At 64.5% G+C, this 25,582-nt stretch carries 19 protein-coding genes and 1 other RNA gene; 7 read left to right on the top strand and 13 right to left on the bottom strand.

From position 1 onward, the window contains the following. Positions 1-182: 182 nt before the first annotated feature. The 11 genes from MKZ40_RS01475 to MKZ40_RS01425 form a co-directional block, all read right to left on the bottom strand. Positions 183-3,266, bottom strand: a complete 3,084-nt coding sequence (locus MKZ40_RS01475) for an efflux RND transporter permease subunit (protein ID WP_175088416.1) — start codon at positions 3,264-3,266, stop codon at positions 183-185. 3 nt (positions 3,267-3,269) lie between these two features. Beyond that, positions 3,270-4,538, bottom strand: a complete 1,269-nt coding sequence (locus MKZ40_RS01470; RefSeq protein ID WP_254626975.1) for an efflux RND transporter periplasmic adaptor subunit — start codon at positions 4,536-4,538, stop codon at positions 3,270-3,272. A gap of 84 nt (positions 4,539-4,622) precedes the next feature. Beyond that, on the bottom strand, positions 4,623-5,249 hold the full coding sequence (locus tag MKZ40_RS01465; protein WP_175088415.1) for a TetR family transcriptional regulator: 627 nt from the start codon (positions 5,247-5,249) through the stop codon (positions 4,623-4,625). 317 nt (positions 5,250-5,566) lie between these two features. Further along, positions 5,567-6,046 carry a YcgN family cysteine cluster protein gene (locus MKZ40_RS01460; RefSeq protein WP_054555633.1) on the bottom strand — a complete coding sequence of 160 codons (480 nt, stop codon included), beginning with the start codon at positions 6,044-6,046 and terminating at the stop codon, positions 5,567-5,569. 69 nt (positions 6,047-6,115) lie between these two features. Next, positions 6,116-6,472: a YcgL domain-containing protein gene (locus MKZ40_RS01455; RefSeq protein WP_306424362.1), complete on the bottom strand. Its 357-nt coding sequence runs from the start codon at positions 6,470-6,472 to the stop codon at positions 6,116-6,118. A 115-nt stretch (positions 6,473-6,587) separates the two neighbouring features. Next, positions 6,588-7,769 (bottom strand): ribonuclease D, encoded by a 1,182-nt coding sequence (gene rnd, locus MKZ40_RS01450; RefSeq protein ID WP_175088414.1) that lies wholly within the window; start codon positions 7,767-7,769, stop codon positions 6,588-6,590. A gap of 219 nt (positions 7,770-7,988) precedes the next feature. Continuing rightward, positions 7,989-8,615, bottom strand: a complete 627-nt coding sequence (gene recR, locus MKZ40_RS01445) for a recombination mediator RecR (RefSeq protein WP_043333870.1) — start codon at positions 8,613-8,615, stop codon at positions 7,989-7,991. Continuing rightward, positions 8,615-8,947 (bottom strand): YbaB/EbfC family nucleoid-associated protein, encoded by a 333-nt coding sequence (locus MKZ40_RS01440; protein ID WP_175088413.1) that lies wholly within the window; start codon positions 8,945-8,947, stop codon positions 8,615-8,617. Before MKZ40_RS01440 ends, recR begins: the two co-directional genes overlap by 1 nt. A gap of 163 nt (positions 8,948-9,110) precedes the next feature. Next, on the bottom strand, positions 9,111-11,333 hold the full coding sequence (gene dnaX, locus MKZ40_RS01435) for a DNA polymerase III subunit gamma/tau (protein ID WP_175088412.1): 2,223 nt from the start codon (positions 11,331-11,333) through the stop codon (positions 9,111-9,113). 416 nt (positions 11,334-11,749) lie between these two features. Next, positions 11,750-11,846, bottom strand: an RNA gene (gene ffs / locus MKZ40_RS01430) — signal recognition particle sRNA small type. Positions 11,847-11,975: 129 nt separating this feature from the next. After that, positions 11,976-13,154, bottom strand: a complete 1,179-nt coding sequence (locus tag MKZ40_RS01425) for an AbrB family transcriptional regulator (RefSeq protein WP_254626974.1) — start codon at positions 13,152-13,154, stop codon at positions 11,976-11,978. Between the two features lie 179 nt (positions 13,155-13,333). On the opposite strand from MKZ40_RS01425, the gene MKZ40_RS01420 reads away from it, so the two are divergent. The 3 genes from MKZ40_RS01420 to MKZ40_RS01410 all read left to right on the top strand — a co-directional run bounded on the left by MKZ40_RS01420 (position 13,334) and on the right by MKZ40_RS01410 (position 17,165). After that, entirely contained in the window at positions 13,334-14,167 is an 834-nt protein-coding gene (locus MKZ40_RS01420; protein WP_175088411.1) for a response regulator transcription factor, read from the top strand. Then, a complete protein-coding gene (locus MKZ40_RS01415) occupies positions 14,164-15,861 on the top strand; it encodes a sensor histidine kinase (protein WP_217485783.1) in 1,698 nt (565 codons plus the stop codon). Before MKZ40_RS01420 ends, MKZ40_RS01415 begins: the two co-directional genes overlap by 4 nt. A gap of 92 nt (positions 15,862-15,953) precedes the next feature. Then, the gene (locus MKZ40_RS01410) at positions 15,954-17,165 is read left to right on the top strand and encodes an ABC transporter substrate-binding protein (protein WP_175088410.1); all 1,212 of its coding nucleotides are present in this window, start codon (positions 15,954-15,956) and stop codon (positions 17,163-17,165) included. Positions 17,166-17,310: 145 nt separating this feature from the next. On the opposite strand, the gene mscK is transcribed toward MKZ40_RS01410, so the two are convergent. After that, on the bottom strand, positions 17,311-20,856 hold the full coding sequence (gene mscK, locus MKZ40_RS01405; RefSeq protein WP_282627747.1) for a mechanosensitive channel MscK: 3,546 nt from the start codon (positions 20,854-20,856) through the stop codon (positions 17,311-17,313). A gap of 436 nt (positions 20,857-21,292) precedes the next feature. Between mscK and MKZ40_RS01400 the strand changes: the two genes are divergently transcribed. From MKZ40_RS01400 to MKZ40_RS01385, 4 genes are all read left to right on the top strand, one after another. Further along, positions 21,293-22,507, top strand: coding sequence for a phospholipase A (locus MKZ40_RS01400; protein WP_254626973.1), 1,215 nt, complete (start codon positions 21,293-21,295; stop codon positions 22,505-22,507). Between the two features lie 427 nt (positions 22,508-22,934). Further along, positions 22,935-23,273, top strand: a complete 339-nt coding sequence (locus MKZ40_RS01395) for a DUF883 family protein (protein WP_082388358.1) — start codon at positions 22,935-22,937, stop codon at positions 23,271-23,273. Then, positions 23,273-23,695 carry a phage holin family protein gene (locus MKZ40_RS01390; RefSeq protein WP_043333873.1) on the top strand — a complete coding sequence of 141 codons (423 nt, stop codon included), beginning with the start codon at positions 23,273-23,275 and terminating at the stop codon, positions 23,693-23,695. Before MKZ40_RS01395 ends, MKZ40_RS01390 begins: the two co-directional genes overlap by 1 nt. 34 nt (positions 23,696-23,729) lie before the next feature. Continuing rightward, positions 23,730-24,080 carry a YqjK-like family protein gene (locus tag MKZ40_RS01385; RefSeq protein ID WP_175088409.1) on the top strand — a complete coding sequence of 117 codons (351 nt, stop codon included), beginning with the start codon at positions 23,730-23,732 and terminating at the stop codon, positions 24,078-24,080. A 94-nt stretch (positions 24,081-24,174) separates the two neighbouring features. Here MKZ40_RS01385 and MKZ40_RS01380 read toward each other — a convergent pair whose 3' ends face one another. Next, a complete protein-coding gene (locus MKZ40_RS01380) occupies positions 24,175-25,371 on the bottom strand; it encodes an MFS transporter (protein ID WP_175088408.1) in 1,197 nt (398 codons plus the stop codon). Positions 25,372-25,582: the final 211 nt, after the last annotated feature.

Below are 25,582 nucleotides of genomic sequence, written 5' to 3'. Positions count from 1 at the left end.
ACCGGGCAACTCGCAACCGGCGGCGCATAGTGTAACGGAAAGGGGCTTGCGGCGATGCCCCTCACGCAGGATAGCGAGCACGAACCACACCATGACGCCCGATGACAAAGGCACTGTCATCGGGCGTCATGGTGTGGGTGGCCGCAGACAGCGAAGACCAAGATTACCGCATTCTCATCACATCAGGATGTCTTCATAAACTTGTTGCTGGTCGGGATACGGAAGAAGGCGCAGTACGCCACCGGCAGCACCACCAGCGTCAGCAGGGTCGCCACGCCCAACCCGAACACGATCACCACCGCCATGCTCGAGAAGAAGGCATCCGGGAACAGCGGAATCATGCCCAGCATGGTGGTGATGGCCGCCATCGACACCGGCCGCACACGGCTGACGGCCGCCTGCACCACCGCCTGGAAGCGATCCTCCTGCTCATCGAGCTGCACGTTGATCTCCTCCACCAGCACGATGGCGTTCTTGAGCACCATGCCGATCAGGCTCAAGGTGCCGAGCAGCGCCATGAAGGTGAACGGCGCACCGAACACGATCAGACCACTGACGATACCGATCAGCGTCAGCGGCACGATGGACCAGATGGCCAGCGCCTGACGCAGGTTGGAGAACAGCAGCACCGTGATCACGAACATGCCCAGCAGCCCCATCGGCAGCGAGGAGAACAACGCCTGCTGAGCTTCGGATGAGGTTTCATACTCGCCGCCCCACTCCAGGTGGTAGCCCTCGGGCAGCTCGATGGCCTCGATCTTGGGACGGATACGCCCCAGCACGCTGGCGGCCGTTTCCCCGGACAGCGGCATTGGCTCGGCGTAGACCGCCAGCATGCGCTGACGATCACGACGCTTGATCAAAGGGTCACGCAGCTCTGTCTTGAGCGGCCCCATCACCGAGCCCGCCGGCACGTAGGTCTCCTGCTCATCGCTCCAGACGTTGAGACTCGCCAGGGTGTCGAGATCGAAGCGCTGACGCTCCTCACCGCGCAGCAGAATGGGGATCAGCTCGGAGCCTTCGCGATAGACACCGACGCTCTCGCCGTCGCTGTTGATCAGCAGCGCCTGATGCAGCGAGTCACGTGTCACGCCGACACGCCGCGCCTGATCATCCAGGAATTCGGGCTCGATTCGATTGACGCGATTGCGCCATGACAGACGAATGCTGTCGGCCAGCGGCTCCTCCTCGAAGACGCGACGTACCTTGCCCGCCAGCTGACGCAGCACTGCGGGGTCTTCGCCGTACAGGCGCGCCTCGAGACTCGCCTTGGCCGATGGCCCGACCTGCAACGCCTGCACCTTGTATTCCACTTCAGGGTACTCGGCGCGCACCAGGCGTATCACCTCCTCCATGCGCGCTTCGCGGCTGGCCCGGTCTCGGGTTTCGACGATCAGCTGCCCGAAGCTGGCATAGCTGTCTTCCGGCGAGTAGGTCAGCGTGAAGCGCTGGGCGCCCCCACCGGTGACGCTGGTGACATGCTTGACCTTGTCCATCTTGAGCACCTGCTGCTCAAGGTCCGCGATGCGCGCTTCCGTCGCCAACACGTCGGTGCCCTCCGGCATCCAGACATCGACGAAGAACAGCGGGGTCGAGGCATCCGGGAAGAAGGCATTCTTGACCTGCCCGAAGCTCATCACGGCCGCCACCAGCAACGCCACCGCGCCCCCCAGGGTCAGCCAGCGCAGGCGGATCGCCCAGCTCAGCAAGCTGCGGAAGCCACGGAAGATGACGCCTCGATAGGGGTCTTCCTCCTGATTCTCGTCCGTGCCACTGCCCGCCGTCTCCCGCGCTTCGCGAAAGAACATGTCGAAGAAGAACGGTGTCAGCGTCAGGGCGGTGATCCAGCTCAACAGCAACGAGTAGCACAGCACCCAGAACAATGACCCGACGAACTCGCCGGTGGCATCCGGCGACAGACCGATGGGCGCGAAGGCGGTGATCGCGATCACCGTGGCCCCCAGCAGCGGCATGCGGTTCTGGTTGACGACCTCGAAGGCGGCCTGACGCTTGGTCTTGCCACGCTTGAGGCCGATCAACATGCCCTCGGTGACCACGATGGCGTTATCCACCAGCATGCCCAGCGCGATGATCAAGGCCCCCAGCGAGATCTTCTGCAGCTCGATGCCATGGATCGACATCATGACGAAGGTGCCGAGAATGGTGATCAACAGCACCAGCCCCATCAGCACGCCACTCTTGACGCCCATGAACACCAGCAGCACCAGAATCACGATGCCGACGGCCTCGGCCAGGTTGATCAAGAAGCCGGACACCGCCTCATCCACCACCTGGGGCTGGTGATAGACCGTGGTCAGCTCCATGCCCAGCGGCATGCGCGACTCAAGCTCGCCAAGACGCTTGTCGACCAGCGCACCGACCTCGACCACATTGACGCCAGAGGCAAACGAGATACCCAGCGACAGCGCCGTTTCGCCATCGGTGTGATAGAGGCGTGACGGCGATTCGGTGTACTCGCGGCTGACCGAGGCGATATCGCCGAGACGAATCAGGCCACCATTGCCGGGGCGCCCGACCACCAGACGCTCCAGGTCCTGCACGCTCTGGAACTCGCCACTTGGCTGCAGTTCCAGCGACAGGCCGTTCTGACGGATACGCCCGGCGTCGCCGACCACGTTCTGGGCATTGAGCAGGTTGGCGAGCTGATCCGGCGAGATGTTCAGCGCCTGCATGCGATCACGATCCAGCGCGACGATGACCTGCTCGCTGCGCGCGCCGACGATGGAGACCTTCTTGACCCCCTCCACCAGCGTCAGCTCGCGCTGCAGGAAGTCGGCCTGGTCCTCGAGGTCATGCGCCGAATAGCCCTCGCCGCTCAGGTTGTAGAGCAGGCCGAACACATCGCCGAAGTCGTCATTGACGATCGAGGAGCCACTGCCGGGCGGCAGGCTCGACTGGGCGTCATTGACCTTGCGGCGCAGCAGATCCCAGTACTGCTGCATCTCGCCTTCGCGCACGCTGCTCTCGAGCTCCAGCGTGATCTGGGAAAGACCGGAGCTGTTGACCGAGCTGACGCGCTTGAGATTGGGAATCTGTTGGATCGCCTTCTCCAGCGGCAGCGTGACTTCCTCTTCCACCTGCTTGGGCGTCGCACCCGGATACTGGGTAATCACCACCGCGTTGCGGATGGTGAACTCGGGAAATTCCAGCTGGCCGAGGCCGAAGAAGGAGGTCACGCCACCCACCGACAGCAGCAGCACGACCATCCAGCTGATGACCTTGTGTCTCAGGAAGTAATCGACCATGGATCAGAGCCCCGCTTCCTTGACCCAGGGACGCACAGGCTCCCCGGCTTCCATGCGACTGGCGCCCGCCGTGACCAGTCGGTCACCGGCACTCAGTTCTCCCGTGATCACCAGTCCTTCGCCGGTGGCCTGCAGTACCGTGACCGGCACGGCCTCGACGGTGCCCTGGGCGCTGACTTCCTGCTGCTTGCCCTCGCTCTTGCCCTCATTCCTGCCGTCGTCTGAGCCGGTGTCCGTGGTGGCGTCCGTGTTGATGGATGCGCTCGCCTGGGCGTCACCGCCCTTGGGCACGTAGCGCCACACCACGGGCTGGTCCGGGCTTTCCTCCTGAGCGACCACCGCCTCGATCGGCACGCGCCACTGGCCCTGGGTCGCCGCCGTCAGCTGCTGCATGTCCAGCTCCACGGTGGCGCTCATGCCTGACAGCACGGTGATGTCCTGCGGCTCCGGCAGCGTCAGGGTGACTTCATAGCTAAGCGAGCCCTCGCTGGCACTGGTGTCGTGCTCCTTGTAACGGGCCGGGTAGCGCGTCTCACCACTGCCGAAGCGCACCCAGGCCAGGGCGGCATCCTCAAGGCGCCCGGCCGCGGCACGCTCACGATCGATGGCGCGCACCTGGCGCTCCGGCATGTTGAAGATCACATCGATCTGCCCCGGCTGCTGCAGCACGGCGATGGTTTCCTGGGCGGCGACCACCTGATAGTTGTCCACCGGCACGCGCGCGATCACCCCGTCATAGGGCGCCTTGAGATAGGTGTAGCTGAGCTGGTCCTGCGCCCGGGAATACTGGGCCTGCGCAGACTGGAATTCGGCCTGCGCCTCATCGAAGCGTGCCCGGCTGATGGCGCCCTTCTCCACCGAGTACTTCATGCGCTTGTAGGTCGCCTGCGCCAGATTGAAGCTGGAACGGGCATTGTTGAGCTCGCTTCTGGCATCGCGATCATCCAGACGGGCGATCAACTCGCCCTTCTCGACCTCCTGTCCGGCCTGGACCTTGAGTTCGCGCAGCTCACCGCCGATGCGGAACGACAGGTTGGAGCGCTCCGAGGCCTCGACCACACCGGGATAGCGCTGGATGACACCGCCGCCTTCATCCGACAACGACAGCAACTTGACCGGATGCACCTTCTGCTTCTCCAGCGGTGCCTCGGCCTCGCTGCAGGCCGCAAGCCCGAGGGCCAGCAGGAGTCCGCCTAACAGCTGAAGGACGCGGCCTCCCCGCCAGGCGAAAGGAGTACGCAGGTGTGGCATGGCACCAGGTCGAAGTTTCATCAGCGGGCCCTTGAATCGTTGGAATGAAATGGCACAAGCGAAAATCTGTCATCTGTCCGGCGTGCGCTGCGGGGTTGGCTGCCCTCACTGGCGAAGCGCGATCGCGTCCCAGGCCATCTCGAAGGCCTGGTCGAAGCTGTCATCACTGATGGCTGGCACCTGGCAACCGGAGCCCTGCAGCAGGCTGTAGATCGACCGAAACATGAACACCTCGATGAGGGCGAGATCGATCTGCTTGAGAATGCCGGTCTGCTGGCCCAGCGCGAAGGCGTCCAGCAAGGGCGCGGCGCGCTCCTGATTGGCCACCTTCAGGGCATCCTGCATATGGGAAGAGTGCAGAAACTGATCGTGAAAGCGGAACAATGCGGGCTGATGGCGCCCCAATGCCACCAGGGCATTCCATACCCGACACAGTGCCGATTTCAGCTGCTGGGCGGCCGGCGGCAGCGTTGACGGCTCGTCCTCGAGCGCCTCTACAGGCTCGGCCTCGAAGGCCTCGATGGCGACCGCGATGATCCGACGGCTGACCTCACGAAAGGTCGCCTCCAGCAGGTCATCCTTGTCACGGTAGTAGAGATAGAGCGTGCCGGGCGACATGCCGGCGGCACGCGCGATGCGCGCCACGGAGGTCACGGCAAAACCATGCTCGGCCACCTCATGCAGCGTGGCTTCCAGCAACGCCTGCTGCTTGTGTTCATCACGATGGCGCATGGCCCGTCTGCCTCTGGTCTGATCTGTTCTGGTCTTGAGCGAATCCCCACAAAATAAATGAACGTTCATTTATTTTCAACCAGGCATTGTGTACCTGAGTGCACGCCCGCGCCTTGGGTCGTGCAAATCAACTCATGCAAATTATCTCATGTGGAAGATCAAGCCGTGACTGAGGGTCAGAGGCGTCAAATACAAGGCCAGTGAATGCCTGACTCGAAATGCCAGATACGAATTGCCAGATACGAAAAAGCGCAGCTCATCGAGCTGCGCTTTCTGAAGGCATCCACCTGAAATCTGACACGCGCCCGCGGCGCGCTTCAGCTCTCGGGGTCGATGATCGCGATGATGTGGTCTTCCAGGTCCTGCTGGCGCACAGACACCTCGGAGACGGCAAAACGTGACACCGAGACCCCGGCACGCTTGACGCTCTTGGCATCGCCGGTCAACAGCGGGTGCCATTCGGGCAGCTCACGGCCTTCATTCAGGCGGCGATAGCCGCAGGTTTCCGGCAGCCAGCGCAGCTTGCCCACCGTCTCGACATCCAGCGGAATGCAGCCCGGCACGCGCGTAGCGCGATTGGGATAATCGCGGCAACTGACCTTGCGCACATCCAGCAGGCGACAGGCGACATCGAGTACCGCGATATCGCCACTGTCTTCATCCTCGAACTTGAGCAGGCAGCATTGGCCACAACCGTCGCACAGCGCCTCCCACTCGGCGGTATTCAGCTCCGAGAGTGCGTGGCGCTCCCAGAAACGCTCACGCTTTCCGCCGTCAGGCTGCGGAACATCGCTCATCTTGCTCTCCTCGCCCTGCCGGGCAGCAGGGTCGTTTCATCAGTACGGTCTTGTCTGCCGGACAGGGCGTCAGTAATGCGTTTCCGGCGGCGTCACGCCAATCTCCTTGAGGAGGTTTTCCTTGGCCGGCGGCATCTGCAGATAGAAGCCCTGCTCGCGAATCTTCTCGAGCACCGTGGTGCTGGCAACGCGCGCCAGCGGCTTGTCGGCACGAATCAGCAGTGTCATCAAAGGGGTCGGCGTGCCGAAGATGCCCAGCAGGGATTCCGGCACATCCTCGAGTCCGCGCGCCTTCTCGACGTAGAGGTACATCTCGTCCTTCTTGGCGCTCTTGTAGATCTCGCAGATCATCTTGTCGTCTGTCATCGGGCTACCCATCATCTTGCAGCGCTTGCGCGCATCAGCGAGCTCTGGCGTCACGGGCATGACCCGAGAGCTCACTATCGGTTTCTGGCCTGTTCATGACCTGTGTTGCTGGCAAGCCAGGCTGCGCGAGCCTCGCGCATGCCCCTTGCAGTCTGGCCCACGGAATCGGCGTACGTCAGCTCTCGAGCGCCTTGGCCAGGCGCGCGGCCAGCAGCTCACCGCGCCAGCCCTGCGGCAAGGGCAGCGGCTCGCCCTCGTGATCGGCAATCACCAGCGCTTCCATGTCACGGCGCTTGCCGAGAATCTCCGGCTTGAGCTGCTGTGCCTCGGCCACCGCATTGACCTCCCGCTTGAGGCGTTTCATGCAGTTCTTCCACTCCGGCGCCAACGGCGACGGCGGCACGCGCGGCAGCTGACTGTCATCGATCATCGCCACGTCCTTGAGCAGCGTCAGCACGGTGTCCCCGTGGCGCTTGATCTGCGGCGGATGCATGCCATCGACCTTGGCCAGTTCGAAGCGATTGGTCGGCAGTCGCTCACAGATACCGAACAACTGCGCATCGGCCAGCAGGCGCGAACGCGGCACGTCGCGCAGACGAATCTGCTCCTCGCGCCAGTCGCACAGCACCTGCCAGGCGGCCAGGCCACGCGGCGAGAGCTTCCACAGGCTGCGATGACGCTTCCAGTACTCCGGGTCCGGTGTGGCACCGCCGCTGCTGCCCGGGTCCCGGCAGTCCTCTTCAAGCCAGGCCATGCGGCCCAGCTCGAGCAACGCATCGCGCTGCTCGGACCACACCTGCGGCAGGAACAGCACGTCCAGCGCGGCGTAGTCGCACTGCGCCTGACTCAAGGGGCGCTTGAGCCAGTTGGAACGCGTCTCTTCCTTGGGCACGGTGACGCCCACCACACGCTCGACCAGACGCTGATAGCCCATCGAGGCTTCGCCGCCGGTCAGGCCTTCGGCGATCTGGGTATCGATCAGCGGCGTCGGCGCCACGCCCGCCCAGCGCAGGAAGACTTCCATGTCCTCGCCACAGGCGTGCAGCAGCTTGAGCGGACCCTCTGCCCCCAGCAGACGCTTGAGCGCCTCGCTGGCCGGCACCACGGTGGGGTCGATCAGGAAGATGCGCGGCGTCTTGCCGTCCGCACCGGGCAGCTCGCCGTCACGGGCGGCCATCAACTGCACCAGTGCCGGAATCGGGAAGAAGGTCGACTCGCGGATGAATTCGGTGTCCAACGCCAGCCAATCGGCGCCTTCCAGTTCTGCACAGGCAGCAGCCAGCGCCTCGGGGGTCTCGATCCAGACGGCCTCGAAATCGAGTTCTGACAGCAGTGCGGTGGCGGGTTGATCACTCATCAGCAAGGAAATCTCGTGGTGACAGGCTTGCCCGGGCAAGCGGTAATTGAAGGTGACGGGCACTCGCCAGACACCGGGCGGTAAACGACCGCGGGCGTGGTGGTTCCTGACCACCACGCCCGCAGACGTGCTGCTGTAGTTGCTTTGATACCGAAGCTGCCTTTTGCAGAAGCTGCCTCGACATCGATGCCGGTGCCGAGCATCGGCACCGGCATCGCATCAGATCTCGCCGAGGGTGAACGGCAGACGGCCGCTGAAGGCACGACTGAGCGTGCCGCCATCGACGTATTCAAGCTCGCCGCCCATCGGCACGCCATAGGCCAGACGCGTCAGCTTGAGCGGCTGCCCACCGTGTTGCACATCGCGAAGCTGCTCGGCGATGTAGTGTGCGGTGGCCTCGCCCTCGACCGTCGGGTTGGTGGCCAGCACCAGCTCCTCGATCTGGCTTTCGCGGACGCGGGTCTCCAGCGCATCCAGCCCGATATCCTCGGGCCCGATGCCATCCAGCGGCGACAGATGACCGTGCAGCACGAAGTAACGCCCCACATAGCCTCCCGCACCCTCGATGGCGAGCTGGTCGGCGGGCGATTCCACCACGCACAGCACGCGCTCATCACGCCGCGGACTCAGGCACAGCTGACAGACCTCTTCCTCTGTCAGCGTGCGGCAGCGCGCGCAATAGCCGACGCGCTCCAGCGCCTCACCCAGCACGCCGACCAGACGATCGGCGCCCATGCGATCACGCTCCAGCAGATGCAGCGCCATGCGCTGTGCCGTTCGCGGGCCAACGCCCGGCAGCACGCGCAAGGCATCCAGCAACTGATCTACCAGCGGCGAAAACCCCATCAGAACGGCATCTTGAAGCCGGCCGGAAGGTTCAAGCCAGCAGTCGCCTCTTCCATCTGCTTCTTGGAATTGACTTCGACCTTGCGCACCGCGTCATTGACGGCGGCCGCCAGCAGATCTTCCAGCAGTTCCTTGTCTTCTTCCATCAGGCTCGGATCGATCTCGACGCGCGCGACGTCATGACGACCGTTCATGGTGACCTTGACCATGCCCGCGCCGGATTCGCCCTGGACTTCCGCCTTGGCGGCTTCTTCCTGGACCTTCTGCATGCGCTCCTGCATTTCCTGCGCCTGCTTCATGATGTTACCCATACCGCCTTTTCCACCGAACATGGCTCACCTCATCAATAACGTGTTGAACATGACCTAACGATAAATGCCGTCTGCCCGACGTGCCATGTCGTGGCACCTCCGGCCTATGGTATGCGTGCCTTGTCGGCACACGCACCGCGAAGTCGGGGAAGCGTCAGCGATGCCCGGCACCGCCGACGCTCGATCAGAAGTTGTCCGGCTCGAAGGAGTTGACGCTTTCCTCGATCAGACGAGCACCCAGCTGTTGCTCCATGGACTGGATATGCGGGTCAGCACGCAAGGCTTCAACCGCGCGCGCGTGACGTTCGCCCAGCAGACGAATGCGACGACTGTGCGGCGTTTCCAGACCCTCCGGCAGCGGCGCGACGCTGATCTCCAGCGCACGCTCCACACCCTGGCCCGCCAGCGCCTTGCGAATGCGCTCCTGGTGGACTTCGGCCATCATCGCCGACTGGGCGGGGTCCAGCCTCAACTTGAGGTGGGTGCCGTCGTCGTGCTCGACCAGGCAATGAGCGCCGATATTGCGCGTGATGCCGCCCAGCCCCAGCGAGGGGAACAGCTCCAGCCATGCGGCGTGATTCAAGCGACCATCGGCACTAGGGGCGCTCGGGGCTGACGTGGGCGCAGCCACAGGTGCGGGTGCCGGCTCCGGCATCGGTTGCGCTGCCACGGCTGGCTCGTTTGCGACCGGCTCAGGCGCCGGCGATGCAGCGGGCTCGGGTTGTGCTGGCGCTGAGTACTCAGCGGGCTCTAGCGCTGCTGGTACAGGTTCAGCGGGCTCTAGTGCTGCTGGTACGGCTTCAGCGGGCTGCGGAGCCGATGACTCAGCAGCTTCTGGCTGTGCTGGCGCGCAACCGAAGGCGGCACTCAGGCGTGACATCGCCGAACTGGGCGCAGCGGGCGCCTGTGCGCGAGCTGCCGTCTGTTCTGGCGCTGGCGCCGACACCGGCGCGGCCGCTGGCTGAGGCGCGTCTTGCGCTACGTCGCGAAAGCCGGCATCCCGGGCGTCCTGCGGAACGTCCTCCGTCGCCCACGGGGGCGGCTCGTCGGCCATCGGCGGCTGTGCGTCGGTCGCTGGCGCGGCCACTGATGCGGCATGCTGGGGCGCGGGCGCCACCGGGGCCGCCGGCGCTTGCTGAGGCTGAGCCGGGGCTTCTTGAACAGGAGCCTGCTGAACCGGGGCTTCTTGAACAGGGGCCTGCTGAGCCGGAGCTTGCTGAACAGGAGCCTGTTGAACAGGCGCCGGGGCTTGAGCGCCAGGCGCGTTCGCCCCCTCCGCCTGGCCGGTCATCGGCAGCGGCGTCTGCGCCGGGCGCGGCACGCCCTGCGGGCGGAAGGCCAGCATGCGCAGCAGCGTCATTTCCAGCGCGGTGCGCGCATCCGGGGCGTTGGCCATGTCGCCACGCCCCTGCAGGGCGATCTGGTAATAGAGCTGCACGTCTTCACCGGTGAAACGGCTGGCCAGCGCCAGCAGCGCATCACGGTCGCCATGCCCGTTGTCCAGGGCGCTCGGCACCATCTGGGCGATCGCCAGGCGATGGAAGACAGAGGCCATGTCGTCCAGCACCCCGCCGTAGTCCGGCCCCTGCTCGGCCAGTGTCGCGACCTCCGCCAGCAGACTCGCGGCGTCCAGCGAGGCCAGACACTCCAGCAGCGCCAGCACATGGCGGTGATCCAGCGTGCCGAGCATGGCGGCGACATCTTCGCGCCGTACCTGACCATGGCCGAAGGCGATCGCCTGATCGGTCAGACTCATGGCGTCACGCATCGAGCCATCGGCGGCCTTGCCGAGCAGCCAAAGTGCGTCTTCCTCGAAGCTGACTTCCTCGCGAGCGAGAATGTCAGACAGGTGCTCGACCACGCGCACCGGTGGCATGTTCTTGAGCGTGAACTGCAGGCAGCGCGACAGGATGGTGACCGGCAATTTCTGCGGATCCGTGGTCGCGAGCAGGAACTTCACATGGGGCGGCGGCTCTTCCAGCGTCTTGAGCAGCGCATTGAAACTGTGGGTCGACAGCATGTGCACCTCATCGATGAGATACACCTTGTAGCGGCCCTGGGTCGGCGCGTACTGGACGTTGTCCAGAAGCTCACGCGTGTCCTCGACCTTGGTCCGCGAGGCGGCGTCGACTTCGATCAGGTCGACGAAGCGGCCATCATCGATCTCGCGACAGGTGCCACACACGCCACACGGCCTGGAGCTGACGCCCTCTTCGCAGTTCAGGCACTTGGCCAGAATGCGTGCCAGCGTCGTCTTGCCGACACCGCGGGTCCCGGTGAACAGATAGGCATGGTGCAGGCGCCCCTGATCGAGGGCATTGACCAGCGCACGGCTGACATGCTCCTGACCGATCAGTTCGTGAAAATTGCGCGGGCGCCACTTGCGCGCCAATACCTGATAGCTCATTGAGCGGGGCATTCCTTGGGCGATCTGAAACATGAGCTGAAATCTGCACGACCCGGCTGGGCGTTACCCCCGACGATCGACAGACGGAGACCGATGACGTGGCCTCGCTGAGAATGCGCTCATTCTAGCGACTTGCCGTGTGGCTTCAAAGCGCGATGCCACTTGCGCATCAGGATTGAGGGCACGACGCCGGATGACAGGCGTGGTGCGCCCCCGAATTACGGGTACGACGAAACGCCAAGCGGGGCTCGGGTCAGGCAGGAGATGACAGGTTCAGACAGCGAGGGTGTGGCGAAAGGCTTCAGGCAGCGTGAAGCGAAGGTCTTGCAAGGGGTTGCGATGGAGCGTTGCACAGCAGGCGGGATGATGCGGACATTTCACGAGCAGCCATTTTCAGGGCCCTGAAATGGAGGCGGCCCCATCAGCCACATCCCGGCACACGCGTCAGCCACTACCGTTGCTCCCTTCCGGGCCTGGCGGGGTTTGCAGCCTAGCATTGCGGGAGGACCGACAGGGCCACCACAAACATGATCATTTGGTAAACTACCGAGCCAATCGCTTGAACTTCAAGCACTTGGCGTGATCAAGGCGCACACTATAACAGCGCATCGCCGCCCTCACAAGGGGAGATCGCGCCGCGGGCTATAGCGTTGCCTCACGCGCATGGCGGTGACGGAAATGACGCGCCATCACGGGTAGCAACAGCATCAGGACGATCAGGCGCAGAAGGTGATGGAAGGCGACGAATATCGGGTCGAGATCGAGCGCCACCGCCAATAGCGCCATCTCGCCGATACCGCCAGGGGCCAGGGCGAGGAAGGCCACGTCACGTGGCACCCCCATCAGCTGATGGATCAATTCGGCAAAGCAGCCCAGCACCGACAGCGAAATCAGGGTCGCCACGCCCGACTGGCCCATCACCCCGACCAGCACCCGCGGCGCAAGACCCTTGAAGCGCGCCCCGATGGCGCAGCCCAGTACCAGCTGCATGACATCGGTGCCCCACACCGGTGGCGAGAAACGCACCACGTCGCCAAGCGACAGCACCAGCGCCAACAACAGCGGCGCCAGCAGCGAGGCATTCGGTATGCGCAGTCGCCTGGCCAGGGGTAGCAGAATCGGCAGCACCGCGATCAACCACAGGCCGCTTACCGCCACATCCCTGCCAATGCCGGGCGTGCCCGACGCACCTTCCAGCACCCAATAGAGCGGCGGCAGAATCATGATCACCAGCAGCACTCGCAAGGATTGCGCCACCGCGATGCGCTGCGGGTCGCCACCGATGCGCTCGCCGATCACCACCATCGCCGTCAGCGCACCGGGCACCGAGGAGAACCACGCGCTGGTGGCGTCAAAACCACAGCGGCGATACCAGGCGGCGCAGGCCAGCGTCGAGGCCCATACCCCCGCCAGCAGCAGCAACGCCGACAACCACCAGCTGGAGAGGTGCGAGACCAGCTCCGGTGAGACGCGCGCGCCCAGCGTCAGACCCAGTACGCCCAGAAACAGGTTGCGCAGGCGGTCCGGCACACCGAGCCTCAACCCGGCCATCGCGCCCAGCAGGTTGGCGACCAGCGGCCCCAGCATCCACGCCAGCGGCATGCCGGTGAGCTGGAACAGCCAACCACCCACCACGCCCAGCGACAGTGAGGTCAGCAGCGGCCTGAGCGGCGCGTCAGCCTTGAGCGAGACGGCAGCCCTGAGCGACGTGACAGCCGTGAGCGAGATAGCAGCCCTGAGCGACATGACAGCCGTGAGCCAATGGGCTGGCGAGAGACGAGAGGCGCGCACCTTGAGGCGCTGCAGCGGAATGAATGGCATGCTGGCTTCCTTGTCAGCGACACGAAACAGGCCACCAATGATACGCTGGCGCAAGCGCCATTGGCTGCCTGTTTGAGGCATTATTACGCCTTCAAGCGGCCACTGCAGGTCGCAGACCGGTCCTGAGCCTGACTCTCATCACTCTTGTCGCGTACCTCACGCGCATTTGCGGAGCCCGGATGACTTCTCCCGACTCACTCCCCTCAGCGGCTGACGGCTCAACGGCTGACGATTCAGCGGCTGACGCCTCAGCGCGTGGCCCAGCCACCGCACCGCCCCCGGCCCTGCTGCTGGTCGAGGACGACGCCCTGTTGTCCAGCACGCTATGCAGCGTCTTTTCCGCCGAGGGCCTTGCGGTCACCCACCTGGCCGATGGCGCTGCGGCACTTGCATGCCTGTCGACCCACCGCGATCACGGCTTCGCGCTGATCGTGCTCGACCTCAACCTGCCCGGCGCTTCCGGGCTCGAGATTCTCGCCGCGCTGCGCCAGCACGACCGCCAGACACCGATGCTGATTCTCACCGCGCGCGGCGCCATCGAAGATCGCGTGCGCGGGCTGGACCTGGGCGCCGATGACTATCTTGCCAAACCCTTCGTGCTCGATGAGCTGGAAGCCCGCGTGCGCGCCCTGCTGCGCCGCCATGTCACTCTTCAGGCCAGCCAGCAGGCCAGTCAGCAGCCAGCGCCCTCGCCGGGCATCGCCCCACGCCTGACCCTCGGCAGCCTGGCCTTCGAGCCACTCAATGCACGCTTTCTGATCGCCGATTCCCCACTGGCGCTGCCGCCCCGCGAACAGCGCCTGCTGGGTTGTCTGATCCAGCATGCCGGCGAGCCGGTGGACAAGGCGCGCCTGACCCGTGAGGCCTTCGGCGAGGAGGAAGCCGTGGGCGACAACGCCATCGAGGTATATGTGCATCGCCTGCGCAAGCGCCTGGAAGGCAGCGACGTCAATCTGCGCACCATCCGGGGCCTTGGCTATCTACTGGAACAGACCACGGACGGCAGCGCTTGAATTCCGCCCCCTCACCACGCCCGCAGACGGCGGCAAAACGCAGCATCAGCCTCTATCGGCGCCTGCTGAGCTGGCTGCTGCTGCCCCTGCTGGCGCTGGGCACGCTATTGCTGGTGCAGGCATTCCTGTCGGCGCGCGAGGCAGCGGACCGCGCCTATGACCGGCTGCTGGAGGCCGCGCTGGTCACCATTGCGGAGCAGGTCAAATGGCAGGACGGCCAGCTGTGGCTCGATCTGCCGCCCGCCGCCCTCGAGATGCTGGCAACCGACGCCCAGGAGCGCGTCTTCTACAGCCTGGTGGACGCCGATGGCGAGCAGGTCACCGGCAATACCCACCTGCCGGACGCCAATCGCGCCGCCGATGGTCGCCTGACCCCACAGGAATCGCTCGGACGCAGCGGAGAGCTGTCGTTTCGCGATATCGCCTGGCAGGGGCAGGCACTGCGGCTGGGCAGCCTCGACACCCGGCTGGGCGGCTGGGGCGATGACCCACGCCACGGCCAGCGCTACAGCATTCGCGTCGCCCATACCCGCGAGGGGCGAGACACCCTGACGCGTGAGCTGTTCAGTGGCTCGCTGGTGCGTCTGGCGGGCATGGCCACGCTGGCGCTGCTGGTGGTGCTGACCGGCGTACGGCTGGCGCTATCACCGCTGACCCGGCTGCGTCGCGCCATTCGCGAACGTGACTCTCGCAGCCTAGCGCCGCTCAACCTGCCCCTGCCGCGCGAGCTCGAAGAACTCAAGCACACCATCAATGACCTGCTGGCGCGCATGCGCCGCGTGCGCGCCAATCAGGAGCGCTTCATCGGTGATGCCTCCCACCAGCTGCGCACCCCGCTGGCGGGACTCTCCGCTCACGCCGAGCTGGCACTGCGTCAGCAGGACCCCAGCGCCTGGCATGCCGCGCTGGGCCAGATGCAGGCCACCGCCAGCCATACCGCACATCTGGCCAATCAACTGCTGTCGCTGACACGACTCAACAACCCGGAAGTGCAGCCGCCGCGCGTGCCGCTGGAGCTGTCAGCGCTGGCGCGCGCCACCGTCAGCCGCCTGTTCCTGCGCTGTGATCGCGCCGGGGTGGACCTCGGCCTCGAGATCGCCCCGGATATCGATGGCGCCGCCTGGACGCTGGGCGTCGAGTGGCAGCTCGAGGAAGCACTGGCCAACCTGATCGACAATGCCTGCAAGCACGGCGCGCGCACCGTCACACTCACCCTGAGCCGGATGGCGGCGCCGAGCGATGCTCTACCAGCGCAAGCGGACAGTGCCACACTGGCGGGCCGCTGGCGGCTGAGTGTCGAGGATGACGGCCCGGGCATCGATGCCGAACGGCGCCTGCTGGTGCTGCGCCCCTTCCACCGCAACACCCAGCCCGACAGTCATGTCCAGACGCCGGCGCAGCAGCACGATGAGCTCAAGCATCACGAGGGAGCCGGACTGGGGCTGGCGATCGTCGATGGCATCGCGCGACACCACGATGCGCGCCTGACGCTCAGCGACTCGACAGCACGCAGCGTGACGCAGGCTGCTGACTCTGCATCCCGCGCAAACGATGCAAACGAGCCAGGCGCGTCCTGCGGGCTATGCGTCAGTCTGCATCTGGCACCCTGTGCAGCGCCTGAGGTGAGAATGGATGGGGATGATGAATCAGCACAGGCCGGCAAGCCTGCCAGGACAGGAGGCACAGCATGCTAGTGAGACGACCGCCAACCGGACGACAGCTTTCTGACAATCACCGCTCGGGCAGACGGCGCGCTGGACGACTGACGGCCTGCCTCGCGCTGGCCATGCTTGTGAGCCCCGTCAGTCAGGCGGCGACCCGGGCGGCTTTCGATCCGCTGCTCGAAGAGCATCAATCGCTGTGGTTGCAGGGCGGCCAGCCACTCACGGCGCCCGCGCCTGACAGTGGCGCCAGCCTCGCGGCCGACCTGACGATCCACGCCGCGCTGGATCTGCCCGAGATTCGTCCGCTGCTGCTGCGTTACAGCCGCCAGCACCCTGAGCGAGTGCTGCACTACGTCAATCGCTCCGCCCTGGGGCTTGAAGCACAGTATCTGCAGGCACCGCTGACGCCGCAGGCCGACCTGATGATTTCCTCGGCGATGGGCTTGCAGTACCGACTCGCCAACCAGGGGCACGCCCTGGCACTCGACGCACCAAATCTGGCCGCCTGGCCGGCCAACTCACGCTGGCGCAATGAGCTGTATGCGATGAGCTTCGAGCCGATCGTGATGGTGGCGCGACGTGATGCGCTCAAGCGACTGGCGGACCTCGACGGCCTGCGCAACCCCCTCGATGTGCTGCGCAGCCATCGCGATTTCTGGCATCTCCTCGAGACACGCCGCGAGCAGCTACGCGGTCGCATCATCAGCTATGACCCGCGCCGCAGCGGCTCCGGTTTTACCTATGCCGTGTCCGATGCCCGTCAATCGCCGCGCTACTGGACGCTGGTACGCGCCATGGGTCAGGCCGATGCCAGACTGGTCAGCACCAGCGGCGCCATGCTCGAAGCACTGGCCAGCGGCGAGGTGGACATCGCCTACAACCTGGTCGGCCCCTATGCGGTGACCTTCGCCCGCGCCCACCCGGAGCTGGTGGTGATCGTGCCGGAAGACTACGTGCTGATTCAGCGCCGGCTGGCCTTCGTCCCCCAGCAGGCTCCTCACCCCGAGGCCGGTGAGGCCTTTCTCGACTGGTGGCTGAGTCTGGAGGGTCAGCAGGCGGTGGCCAGCGACAGCCAGCTGGGCGCACTGCACCCCGAGGTGAGTGGCGAGGGCAGCGCACAGCATATGCGCGAGCAACTGGGCGATGCGCTACGCCCGATCGAGATCGGCCCGGGCCTGTTGGCGACACTCGATCGCCTCAAGCAGGCCAGTTTCCTGAGCCGCTGGGTACTGGAATTCGAGGCCCCTGCTCCCTTTGCCAGTGAAGCGAGCCAGGGCAAGGGCCAGAATCAGAGTCACCCCCCGTCAGCCACGCCGCCAGAATTGAACCAATGATGCGTGTCGTCAGGGCTGGCTAGCCCCTCCCGTTCTGTAAACGGACTGGACACAGGACCGAGCCCATCACGCTCAAGGCGCCCCACGGGGCGCCTTGAGCGTGATGCCATGCGGCATTCAATGAGACAAGCGGGAAGGTTCAGCGTCAGCGATCGCCGGCATCTCCGCCGCCATCACTACCATCGGGGTCCGGTGCGGCCTCGCGCAGCCCGACATCCTCACGGCCAGCCAGGCCCTCAGTGGGCTTGCGACGCGCGATCAGTGCCCCCCCTTCCCGGTGCTCGCTGCTCTGATACTCGGTGCTTTCCGTCTCGCTGCTTTCCGGTGAGCCGCTGGCGGGGCGCAACGGCTCCGCCGAGGCGCTGCGCTGCTCGACGAGACGCTCGGTGCCATCGTCACGATGCAGCCAGACATCCATCTGCTGGAAGGCGACCTTGAGGCCATGCTCACGGAAGCGTGCATCCACCCAGCGGTTGATCTCATCGGTGGCGTAGAGGCGATCGGTCAGGTCATTGACATAGATGCGCAACTCGAAGCCGAAGTTGTCCTGGTTGTAGGACAGGCAGAATACCAGCGGCTCCGGATCCTTGAGCACTCGCCTGTTTTCCTGGGCGGCCTGCATCAGCAGCCGATGCGCCAGATCCAGATCACTGCCATGGGCGACACCGAAATTGAGCACCACCCGCGTGACGTTGTCCGACAGCGACCAGTTGATCAGCTGATCGGTGACGAACACCTTGTTGGGAATGATGATCTCCTTGCGATCGAAGTCCGTCACCGTGGTGGCACGGATCCGGATGCGATTGACCGTGCCATGCAGGTTGCCGATGGTGATGGTGTCGCCGATGCGCACCGGGCGCTCGAACAGGATGATCAGGCCCGAGATGAAGTTGGCGAAGATCTCCTGCAGACCGAAGCCCAGCCCGACACTCAATGCCGCCACCAGCCACTGCAGCTTGTCCCAGCTGACACCCATGCTGCCCAATGTCATCACGAAGCCGGTCGCCATGATCACGTAGGACAGCAGCGAAGTGATCGCGTAGCTCGAGCCCTGCTTGAGCTCGAGCCGCGACAGGATCGAGACCTCCAGCAAGCCCGGCAGGTTGCGCGCCATCATCACCGCCACGGCGAGGGTGATCATGCCCGCGATCAGATCCGCCAGCGAGATGGGCGTCGCCGAATCACCCTCGACGGAGGCGGCGATTTCCCACACCACCACGCTGTCGAGATAGCTGAGCACATTGAGCAGGTCGGCCCACACCACATAGAAGATCGCCAGGAAGCTGATGACCAGGATCAGCTTCGAGAGACGCAGTGACTGGGAGTTGACCTGCTCCATGTCCAGCGGCGGCTCTTCCACCACCTCGACACCGCCTTCGGCGCCCTCCTGAACCTGGGCGCGGCGACGCGCCACGGCGCGACGATAGGCCAGTCGCCGCGCGGCGACTGCCAGACCGCGCACCACGGTGGCTTCCACCAGAATCCAGGCCCCGAACAGGAAGATGGTGGTGATGAAGCGGCCACACAGGCGCAGCGCGGTGTACTCGTAACCGAGGCAGATCAGCACGCCCAGCGCCACCGGCACCAGCGCCATCGCAAGGCCCAGAATCAGCCGGAACAGCTTGAGCCCGAAGAAAGGCACATGCGCCAGAATAAGCCGCGAGAGACAGAAGCTCATCGCCATCAGGCCCACGAACAGAATGGCCAGCCCCAGCGGACGCTCGAGCAGATTGAGGTCAGCCTCGCTGATGATGTTGGTGGTCAGCACCACCGGCAGCAGCGCGAAACCCAGCCACCAGATATGGCGACGCAGCTCCGCCACGTAGGTGGCCGGCCACTGGAAGTGACGCTCGGCGACGCCGTCCTTGACCAGCAACCGGCGGAAGATGGCGAAGATGCCCCACGCCAGCGACAGCTTCAACAGTGCCTGCCCCAGCGCCCACAGCATGAGACCTTCACCCAGCGATAGCACACCGCCGATCAGCGCCAGCGCCAGCGCGCCAGGAATGGCCAGCAGGACGTTGAGCAGAATGGCGCGCGGCGTATGCAGCTGGGTGTCCTGCTTCAGACGCCCTATCTGGGCATGCAGATCCGCCAGGCGCGCGCGGATGCGTGAACGCTTCCAGGTGATGAAGATCAGCAGCAGCAAGCCCGGCAGCGCCACCCACAGGTCACTGAGCTGAAAGCCCTTGGACAGCCCCGCCACCACGCCGCGCCAGACGGTGGGCTTGAGCTCCTCGGCAAGCATTTCCGGGGTGCGTGACAGCCATTCCAGATCCAGCGGCTTGCCATTGGCGACCCAGAACAGCTGCTCCTCGATGGTCTGGCGCAGGCGTCCGGAGACTTCGAGCAACTGCTGCTGGTTGAGCTGCAGATCAATGGCGCGTGCCAGCAGGCTGTCGTATTCCTTGTCGAGCTTGTCGACCAGCTCCTTGCGCGCCTCCAGCTGACCGATCAACGCCTGACGCAGCTCGGCGCTGACCTGACTGACATCGGCATTGCCGCCGGGGCGCTCCAGCGCCGCGGCCTCGCCCAGCACGTGCGAATCGAGATAGCCCGGAATATCGGCGAGCTGTTCGCGCACCTTGTTGAGCTCGAACTGCTTGAGGCGCAGGTCGGCGATCTCTTCCTTCAAGTCCTTGCGCACATCGACCTGCGGCAGGCGGCTCTGCTGCTCGCGAAGGATACGTGCCAGCAGGACGCTGCCCTTGATGGCCTCGATCTGCTCGCTCATGGTGCGCTCGACCTGGGTGACGCGATCAAGCTGGGTGCGCACCTCCAGCCCATCGCGAATCACGGCGTTGACGCGATCGGTGATCGCCAGCAACTGGCTGCTGAGCTCGCGATTGCGGTTGAGCACCTGCTGGAAGATGGGATTGTCGGCCAGCGCGGCATTCGCGCCACTGGTGGCATCGGCGATGGTCTGCTCGGACTGGTTGCGGCGCTTGTCGTTGACCAGCGTCTGGATCTGTTCCAGGCCCTGCTCCAGATTGGCGATCTGGCGGCTGTAGAGGGTCTTGCGCACCTGGGCCAGCTCACGCAGCAGAGAGCTTGAATTGAGCTCTGAATGACTCAGCTCGCCACGCGTCTCGGCCAATGCCAGGCGGGCCTCGATCAGGTCACGCCCGGTACCGGACAGGTCGGCATCGGTGTTGCCACCCAGCTGGGTCTGCAGGCGCTGCACCTGCTGCTGCGCATCGGCCAGGGTCGAGCGCGAACGCTCCGGCAGGCTCTGGGCATTGATCAGGCGCCGGTTGGTATCGGCCAGCTTGTCCTGCAGTTTCTGCAGCGAGTCGAGGATCGAGGTCATGCGCTTGTCCAGCGCCTCGACCGACTCATCTTCCAGTGACGCGATGCTGGGCGGGGTGTAGTCCTGAGGCAGACGCGCCAGCTCGGCCTGCGCCTTCGCCAACTCCGCCGGCGCCTCCTTGACCTCACTCTTGAGGGAATTCAGGCTGCTGGTGGCCTCGGCGAGGTCGTCAAGCACCGTCAGGGTATCCTTGAGGTCCGCGATACGCTGACGAGTGTCGGCATCCGGTTTCTCGACGCTCTGCAGGTCTTCAAGCTGAGTCTGGACATCAGCACGCTTCGGGGCATCCGCACTGGCCGTGGCCGGCACCCAGGCCAGCAGCACCATCAGCAGCAAGGCGCCTGCCAACATCATCAGTCTCAAGGGCTTGTCACCTGTCACAGCTGTCTCCTCAATGATCACCACCGCGCTTTTTCATCGGCTCTGCTGCCCCGCCAGGCCGCCGTCAGCCATGCAGAATGACATCGTGTCAGGCCGCAGACGCGGGCAAGGGCCGCATTGTCGACTGGCGTTGCATCCCACGCAATCCTTGTCGGCAAACGTCCGCCGGCGTCGCCCAGCAAAGGATAAGGGGGAGAATGAACGAGAGAATGAACTAGACAGCGAAGTGAAGCATGAAGCAAAGAGTGACAGGACGAAAAAGCACTGCTTGCAGGCCAGCGTGAGCGACATGCATCGTCGCATCGAGACGACGCACCTGTCGGAATCTTCGTGCTGGAACCGGACACTGCGCCGCCAGTAGAATGGCAGACATGTCATGAGCATTGCTCCATAATGCCCTGCTCCCCCGCCGCGGTGTAACCGACAGGATACTTCCATGCCCCTCCGCCTTGCCTCCATCGGATTCCGGTCCGTTCCTGCACGCCTCTCGGGAGTGCTGGCCACAGTACTGCTGGGTGCTGCCGCACCAGCAGCGGCCGACGTGCCCTACACCATGGATGCCGAAGGACGCGTGGTACTGGCCAACGGCGAGCGTTTCGCTCCCGAAGCACTGGGCATGACTGCCGCCCAGGCCCGTGCGGGTGCCATGAGTCAGGCTGACTGGCGCGAACTGGCAGCTTCTGCGCCAGGCACGGCGGAGGACGTCGAGAGTGACCCGCGTACCGAGCAGGTATTTCTCTCCAACCGGGAGGATGCGGACTACGCTCGCGACTCGGCGGAGGCGGCTGAAACCGAGGGGGCGCAAGGCCATAGCCCTGGCGCGCCCCTCGATGAAAGCCTGGCCCAGCAGCGTGCCAAGGAGCGTGTCGTTCTCGAGGACGATGCCGAGAAGAATCCGCTTGCCATCACCGCCTACAAGCGCAACTACCTGCTGCCCTGGGCCTACAACACCAACCCGGATGCCAACGGCTTTGCCGAAGTCACCCGGGAAGGCGAGGTGGACAAGACCGAGGTGAAATACCAGCTCAGCCTCAAGGTCGAGCTGATGGATGACATCTTCGGTGACAATGGCGACCTGTTCTTCGCCTATACCCAGCGCAGCTGGTGGCAGGCCTACAACTCCGATGCCTCGGCGCCGTTCCGCGAGACCAATTACGAACCGGAAGCCTTCCTGCAGTTCGACAATCGTTATGAGTTGTTCGGCTGGACCAATACCCGCAACCGCATCGGTTTCGCGCATCAGTCCAACGGACGTTCCGACCCGCTGTCGCGCAGCTGGAACCGTGTCTACGCCGACATGATGTTCCAGAACGGTGACTGGGCCATCGCGGTCACGCCGCACTGGCGCGTACCGGAGGAGTCCGGCGAGGACGACAATCCGGACCTCTACAACTACATCGGCTATGGCGACATCACGGTCGGCTATACCTCCGATCAGCACGAAGTCACCTGGATGGTGCGTGGCAACCCCTCCAAGGGCAACTACGGCAACCAGCTCGACTACTCCTTCCCGCTGTTCGGCAAGGTGCGTGGCTACGTGCAGTACTACCACGGCTACGGTGAGAGCCTGATCGACTACGACCACAGCGTGAATCGCTTTGGCCTGGGCTTCTCGATCAATACCTTCTTCGCCGGCTCGCCAGAGACCTGATGCAAGAGTTCTGATGCAGGAGACCTGATCAAGGAACTCGCATACCCCTCCCGCAACGGGCAGCCCAGGCTGCCCGTCTTGCCATCTGCTCACCGTATGCACCGCCCATGTGGACTGCCCATGAGCGCCAGGTGGCACATCCATGATCCAGATCATGCCTCCCGCACGCGACATGGCGATATCGTGCTCTGTGCGTGTCTTGCCCTTGTGTTTGTCGCATTCGACCCCCACGACTTGTGCATGACCACGCAAGACACGTCATGACGACGTGCTGACGATACTTGCAGGAAGTCTCGTGCAAGTGGATTCAGGTCATGCCCTGCCGCCTGCGGCGCCCCAGGGAAGAGAGAGTTCGAGAGTCAAGCGCAGACAACACCGCGCTCACCATTCGCGAAATCTGATTCGACATACGGGAAGGAGTTACACCATGGCTATGCAAAAGATCGGCGATCACACCACTTCCGCGACCGGTGCCAACACCGACCAGCTGAAGGAAGATCTGCGCCATCTGTCCCAGACCGTCGAGGAACTGCTGCACGCCTCGGCCGAAGATTCCCGCGAGAGCATGAAGGAAGCCCGCGCCCGCGCCCAGACTCGCCTGGAAGCCACCCGCGCCCGCCTCAGCGCCCAGGGCGATCGTCTCGCCGCCGGCGCACGCGAATCCGTTGACTGCGCTGACCGCTACGTGCACGACAATCCGTGGACCAGTGTCGGTATCGGCGCGGCCGCCGGTGTCGTCGTCGGCATGCTGCTTGGCCGTCGCTGATGCAGGAGCAAGGGCCGGTTGAACGCGTACTTGGCGCCATCCGACGTCTGACTGCGAGCCTGGTCGAGAGTGGCGAGACGCGCTTGCGTCTCGCCGTGCTGGAGCTCGAGGAAGAACGCGAACGGCTGTTCGTGATGCTGCTGCTGTCGGGTATCGCCCTGATGCTGATCTGCTTCGGCATCGGCCTGGCGATCCTGCTGGTGGTCGTGGCCTTCTGGGATACCCATCGCCTGCTGGCCATTGCCCTGAGCGGCGGTATCCTGCTGGCCTTGGGGGGATTGATCGCCTGGCGCGTCAAGGTGATCGCTTCCCAGCGCAGCCTGCTGCGTTCCACGCTCAGCAACCTGAGCCGTGACAGCGACAGCCTCAAGGATGTGCGTGCCGACGCACTGGAACGCCAGCGCCAACGCGAAAACCTTTGATGCCCCGCCTGCCAGTGCCTGCCAAGGAGACGAGATGAGTTCTTCCAGACAGTCCCTCGCGCGACGCGAGCCGGCGCTGCCCCCCGTACAGGGGAGCGGACGCCGGTCAGCACATCCGCGTGACGCCCGGCGTGCGGAACTCGAAGCACGCATCAGTCAGCAGCGCCTCGATGTCAGCCATGCGATGCGCGAACTCAAGGAGGCCACCGCCCCCATCGACCGCGGCTGGGCCAAGGTCCAGCAATACCGCGGTCCGTTGGTGCTGGTGGGCGGCCTGATCGCGGCGCGGGGCGGGTTCCGGCCAAAGAAGGGCCTGAGCCTGCTCAAGCGCGGGTTGATGGGCTGGGTGATGATTCGCCGTCTGAGAGTACTGTTCGACAAATGATCACGGCATTACAGCGAAAGCCCCGCCACCTGAGATTCAGGTGGCGGGGCTTTTTTCGTCTCTGCGACGTGCAGCTCCGTGACCCCTGCCGCGATCAGGCGCTGCGGCTGTCACGCTTGAGCAGATACACGCCCAGATAGAGCACCGCGAAGATCAGCCCCAGCACGGCGGCGGCGCCGAAGACATTGCTACCGTCACCGGGCAGGAATTCCAGGAAGGACGTCAGGAACTGTCCCAGGAAGATCGCCATCGTCAGGTAGGAGAGATTGCGACCGCGCACCGAGGCGTGGCTGCGCTCCACCGTCATGTGGTTGAGCAACGGGATCGAGAAGCCGAAGCCCATGCCGGACAAGACGGCCCCGACACTCATCAGGGTCATGTTCTCGGCCTGCTGGAAGACGAACAGGCTGCCGGCATAGAGCAGGAAGGCAAGTACCAGCGTCGGCATCTCGCGCAAGGCACGTGAGACCTTTGGCATCAGCATCGCTGCCACCACCGCGACCAGCGAGATCGCCGCCAGGAAGATGCCGGTGGAGGCCTCGTTCAGCCCCAGCAGGCTCAGGCGCTTGGGCAGCATGACGATGGCGGTGAAGAACAGGGTCATGGCCATGGCCGCCGCCAGATAGACACTGGTGAGCGAAGCTGACAGCGCCTGCTGACCCGACTGGCCAGCCGTTTCATCAGGGGCTGCAGGTGACTGCCTCGGCACCATCATCCACAGCATGGCCAGCAGCAGCCACGCCAGCAGATAGAGCAGGAAAGGCAGCTGCCAGGCAAACCCCGCCAGCACACCACTGACGAACAGGAAGATCACCCCGCCAAGCTCGATGGACATGCCCTGCTGGGCGATCATCGCCAGACGCGCATGGCCGTGGTACCACTCGGAGATCAGCGTGGTGCCCCCCGCCATCACCAGCGCGGTCACGCCCCCCAAGAGGATGCGATCGGCAAATACCGACACCATGCCTTCCAGCAGGGCACCGCCTGCCCCCAGCAGACCATACAGAAACAGCCCGCCTGTCAGCGCGCGATAGGCACCGATACGATCGATCATGCGCCCCGCGATGGGGGCAAACAGCACGGCACCCAGCGACGGCAGGGTGATCAGCCAGCTGGCATGGCTCTCCACCTCAAGCGCCGAAGCGATGCTCAGAAGCCCCGGCGCGACCACGGTGCCCACCATGATGGTCAGACAGGCAATGGCCAGCAGCGTGAAACGGCCGCCGGCAGAAAGCGATTGTGAGGCCCCGCGCGTATCCTGCGCGGCCACTCCACTCGTTGATGTCGTCATATTGGCTCCACTCGAATTCAGAACCCTCCTGTCAGCCGCTACGCGTCCCGCCTTCTCGCTGGCTTGCGTGCTCGCGAGGCAAGGCCAGCGGCAATCAGCCAGAAACAGGAGACAAGGCGAGACGGCAGAGACTGAAGAAGGGAGGCTTGGCAGGCCTTCAGACTAGCGAGTGCAGGCTTATAATAGAAATGACAATACTTGATATGACTTA

The sequence above is a fragment of the Cobetia sp. BMC6 genome (assembly GCF_029991385.1).
Taxonomy (GTDB): Bacteria; Pseudomonadota; Gammaproteobacteria; order Pseudomonadales; family Halomonadaceae; genus Cobetia.
This window is presented reverse-complemented; position numbering and strand designations above follow the sequence as displayed.

Excerpts from the sequence above, each read along its gene's own strand:
- MKZ40_RS01475 (WP_175088416.1), bottom strand. The coding sequence starts at position 3,266 with ATGGTCGATTACTTCCTGAGACACAAGGTCATCAGCTGGATGGTCGTG.
- MKZ40_RS01470 (WP_254626975.1), bottom strand. The coding sequence starts at position 4,538 with ATGAAACTTCGACCTGGTGCCATGCCACACCTGCGTACTCCTTTCGCC.
- MKZ40_RS01465 (WP_175088415.1), bottom strand. The coding sequence starts at position 5,249 with ATGCGCCATCGTGATGAACACAAGCAGCAGGCGTTGCTGGAAGCCACG.
- MKZ40_RS01460 (WP_054555633.1), bottom strand. The coding sequence starts at position 6,046 with ATGAGCGATGTTCCGCAGCCTGACGGCGGAAAGCGTGAGCGTTTCTGG.
- MKZ40_RS01455 (WP_306424362.1), bottom strand. The coding sequence starts at position 6,472 with ATGCCCGTGACGCCAGAGCTCGCTGATGCGCGCAAGCGCTGCAAGATG.
- rnd (WP_175088414.1), bottom strand. The coding sequence starts at position 7,769 with ATGAGTGATCAACCCGCCACCGCACTGCTGTCAGAACTCGATTTCGAG.
- recR (WP_043333870.1), bottom strand. The coding sequence starts at position 8,615 with ATGGGGTTTTCGCCGCTGGTAGATCAGTTGCTGGATGCCTTGCGCGTG.
- MKZ40_RS01440 (WP_175088413.1), bottom strand. The coding sequence starts at position 8,947 with ATGTTCGGTGGAAAAGGCGGTATGGGTAACATCATGAAGCAGGCGCAG.
- dnaX (WP_175088412.1), bottom strand. The coding sequence starts at position 11,333 with ATGAGCTATCAGGTATTGGCGCGCAAGTGGCGCCCGCGCAATTTTCAC.
- MKZ40_RS01425 (WP_254626974.1), bottom strand. The coding sequence starts at position 13,154 with ATGCCATTCATTCCGCTGCAGCGCCTCAAGGTGCGCGCCTCTCGTCTC.
- MKZ40_RS01420 (WP_175088411.1), top strand. The coding sequence starts at position 13,334 with ATGACTTCTCCCGACTCACTCCCCTCAGCGGCTGACGGCTCAACGGCT.
- MKZ40_RS01410 (WP_175088410.1), top strand. The coding sequence starts at position 15,954 with ATGCTTGTGAGCCCCGTCAGTCAGGCGGCGACCCGGGCGGCTTTCGAT.
- MKZ40_RS01400 (WP_254626973.1), top strand. The coding sequence starts at position 21,293 with ATGCCCCTCCGCCTTGCCTCCATCGGATTCCGGTCCGTTCCTGCACGC.
- MKZ40_RS01395 (WP_082388358.1), top strand. The coding sequence starts at position 22,935 with ATGGCTATGCAAAAGATCGGCGATCACACCACTTCCGCGACCGGTGCC.
- MKZ40_RS01390 (WP_043333873.1), top strand. The coding sequence starts at position 23,273 with ATGCAGGAGCAAGGGCCGGTTGAACGCGTACTTGGCGCCATCCGACGT.
- MKZ40_RS01385 (WP_175088409.1), top strand. The coding sequence starts at position 23,730 with ATGAGTTCTTCCAGACAGTCCCTCGCGCGACGCGAGCCGGCGCTGCCC.
- MKZ40_RS01380 (WP_175088408.1), bottom strand. The coding sequence starts at position 25,371 with ATGACGACATCAACGAGTGGAGTGGCCGCGCAGGATACGCGCGGGGCC.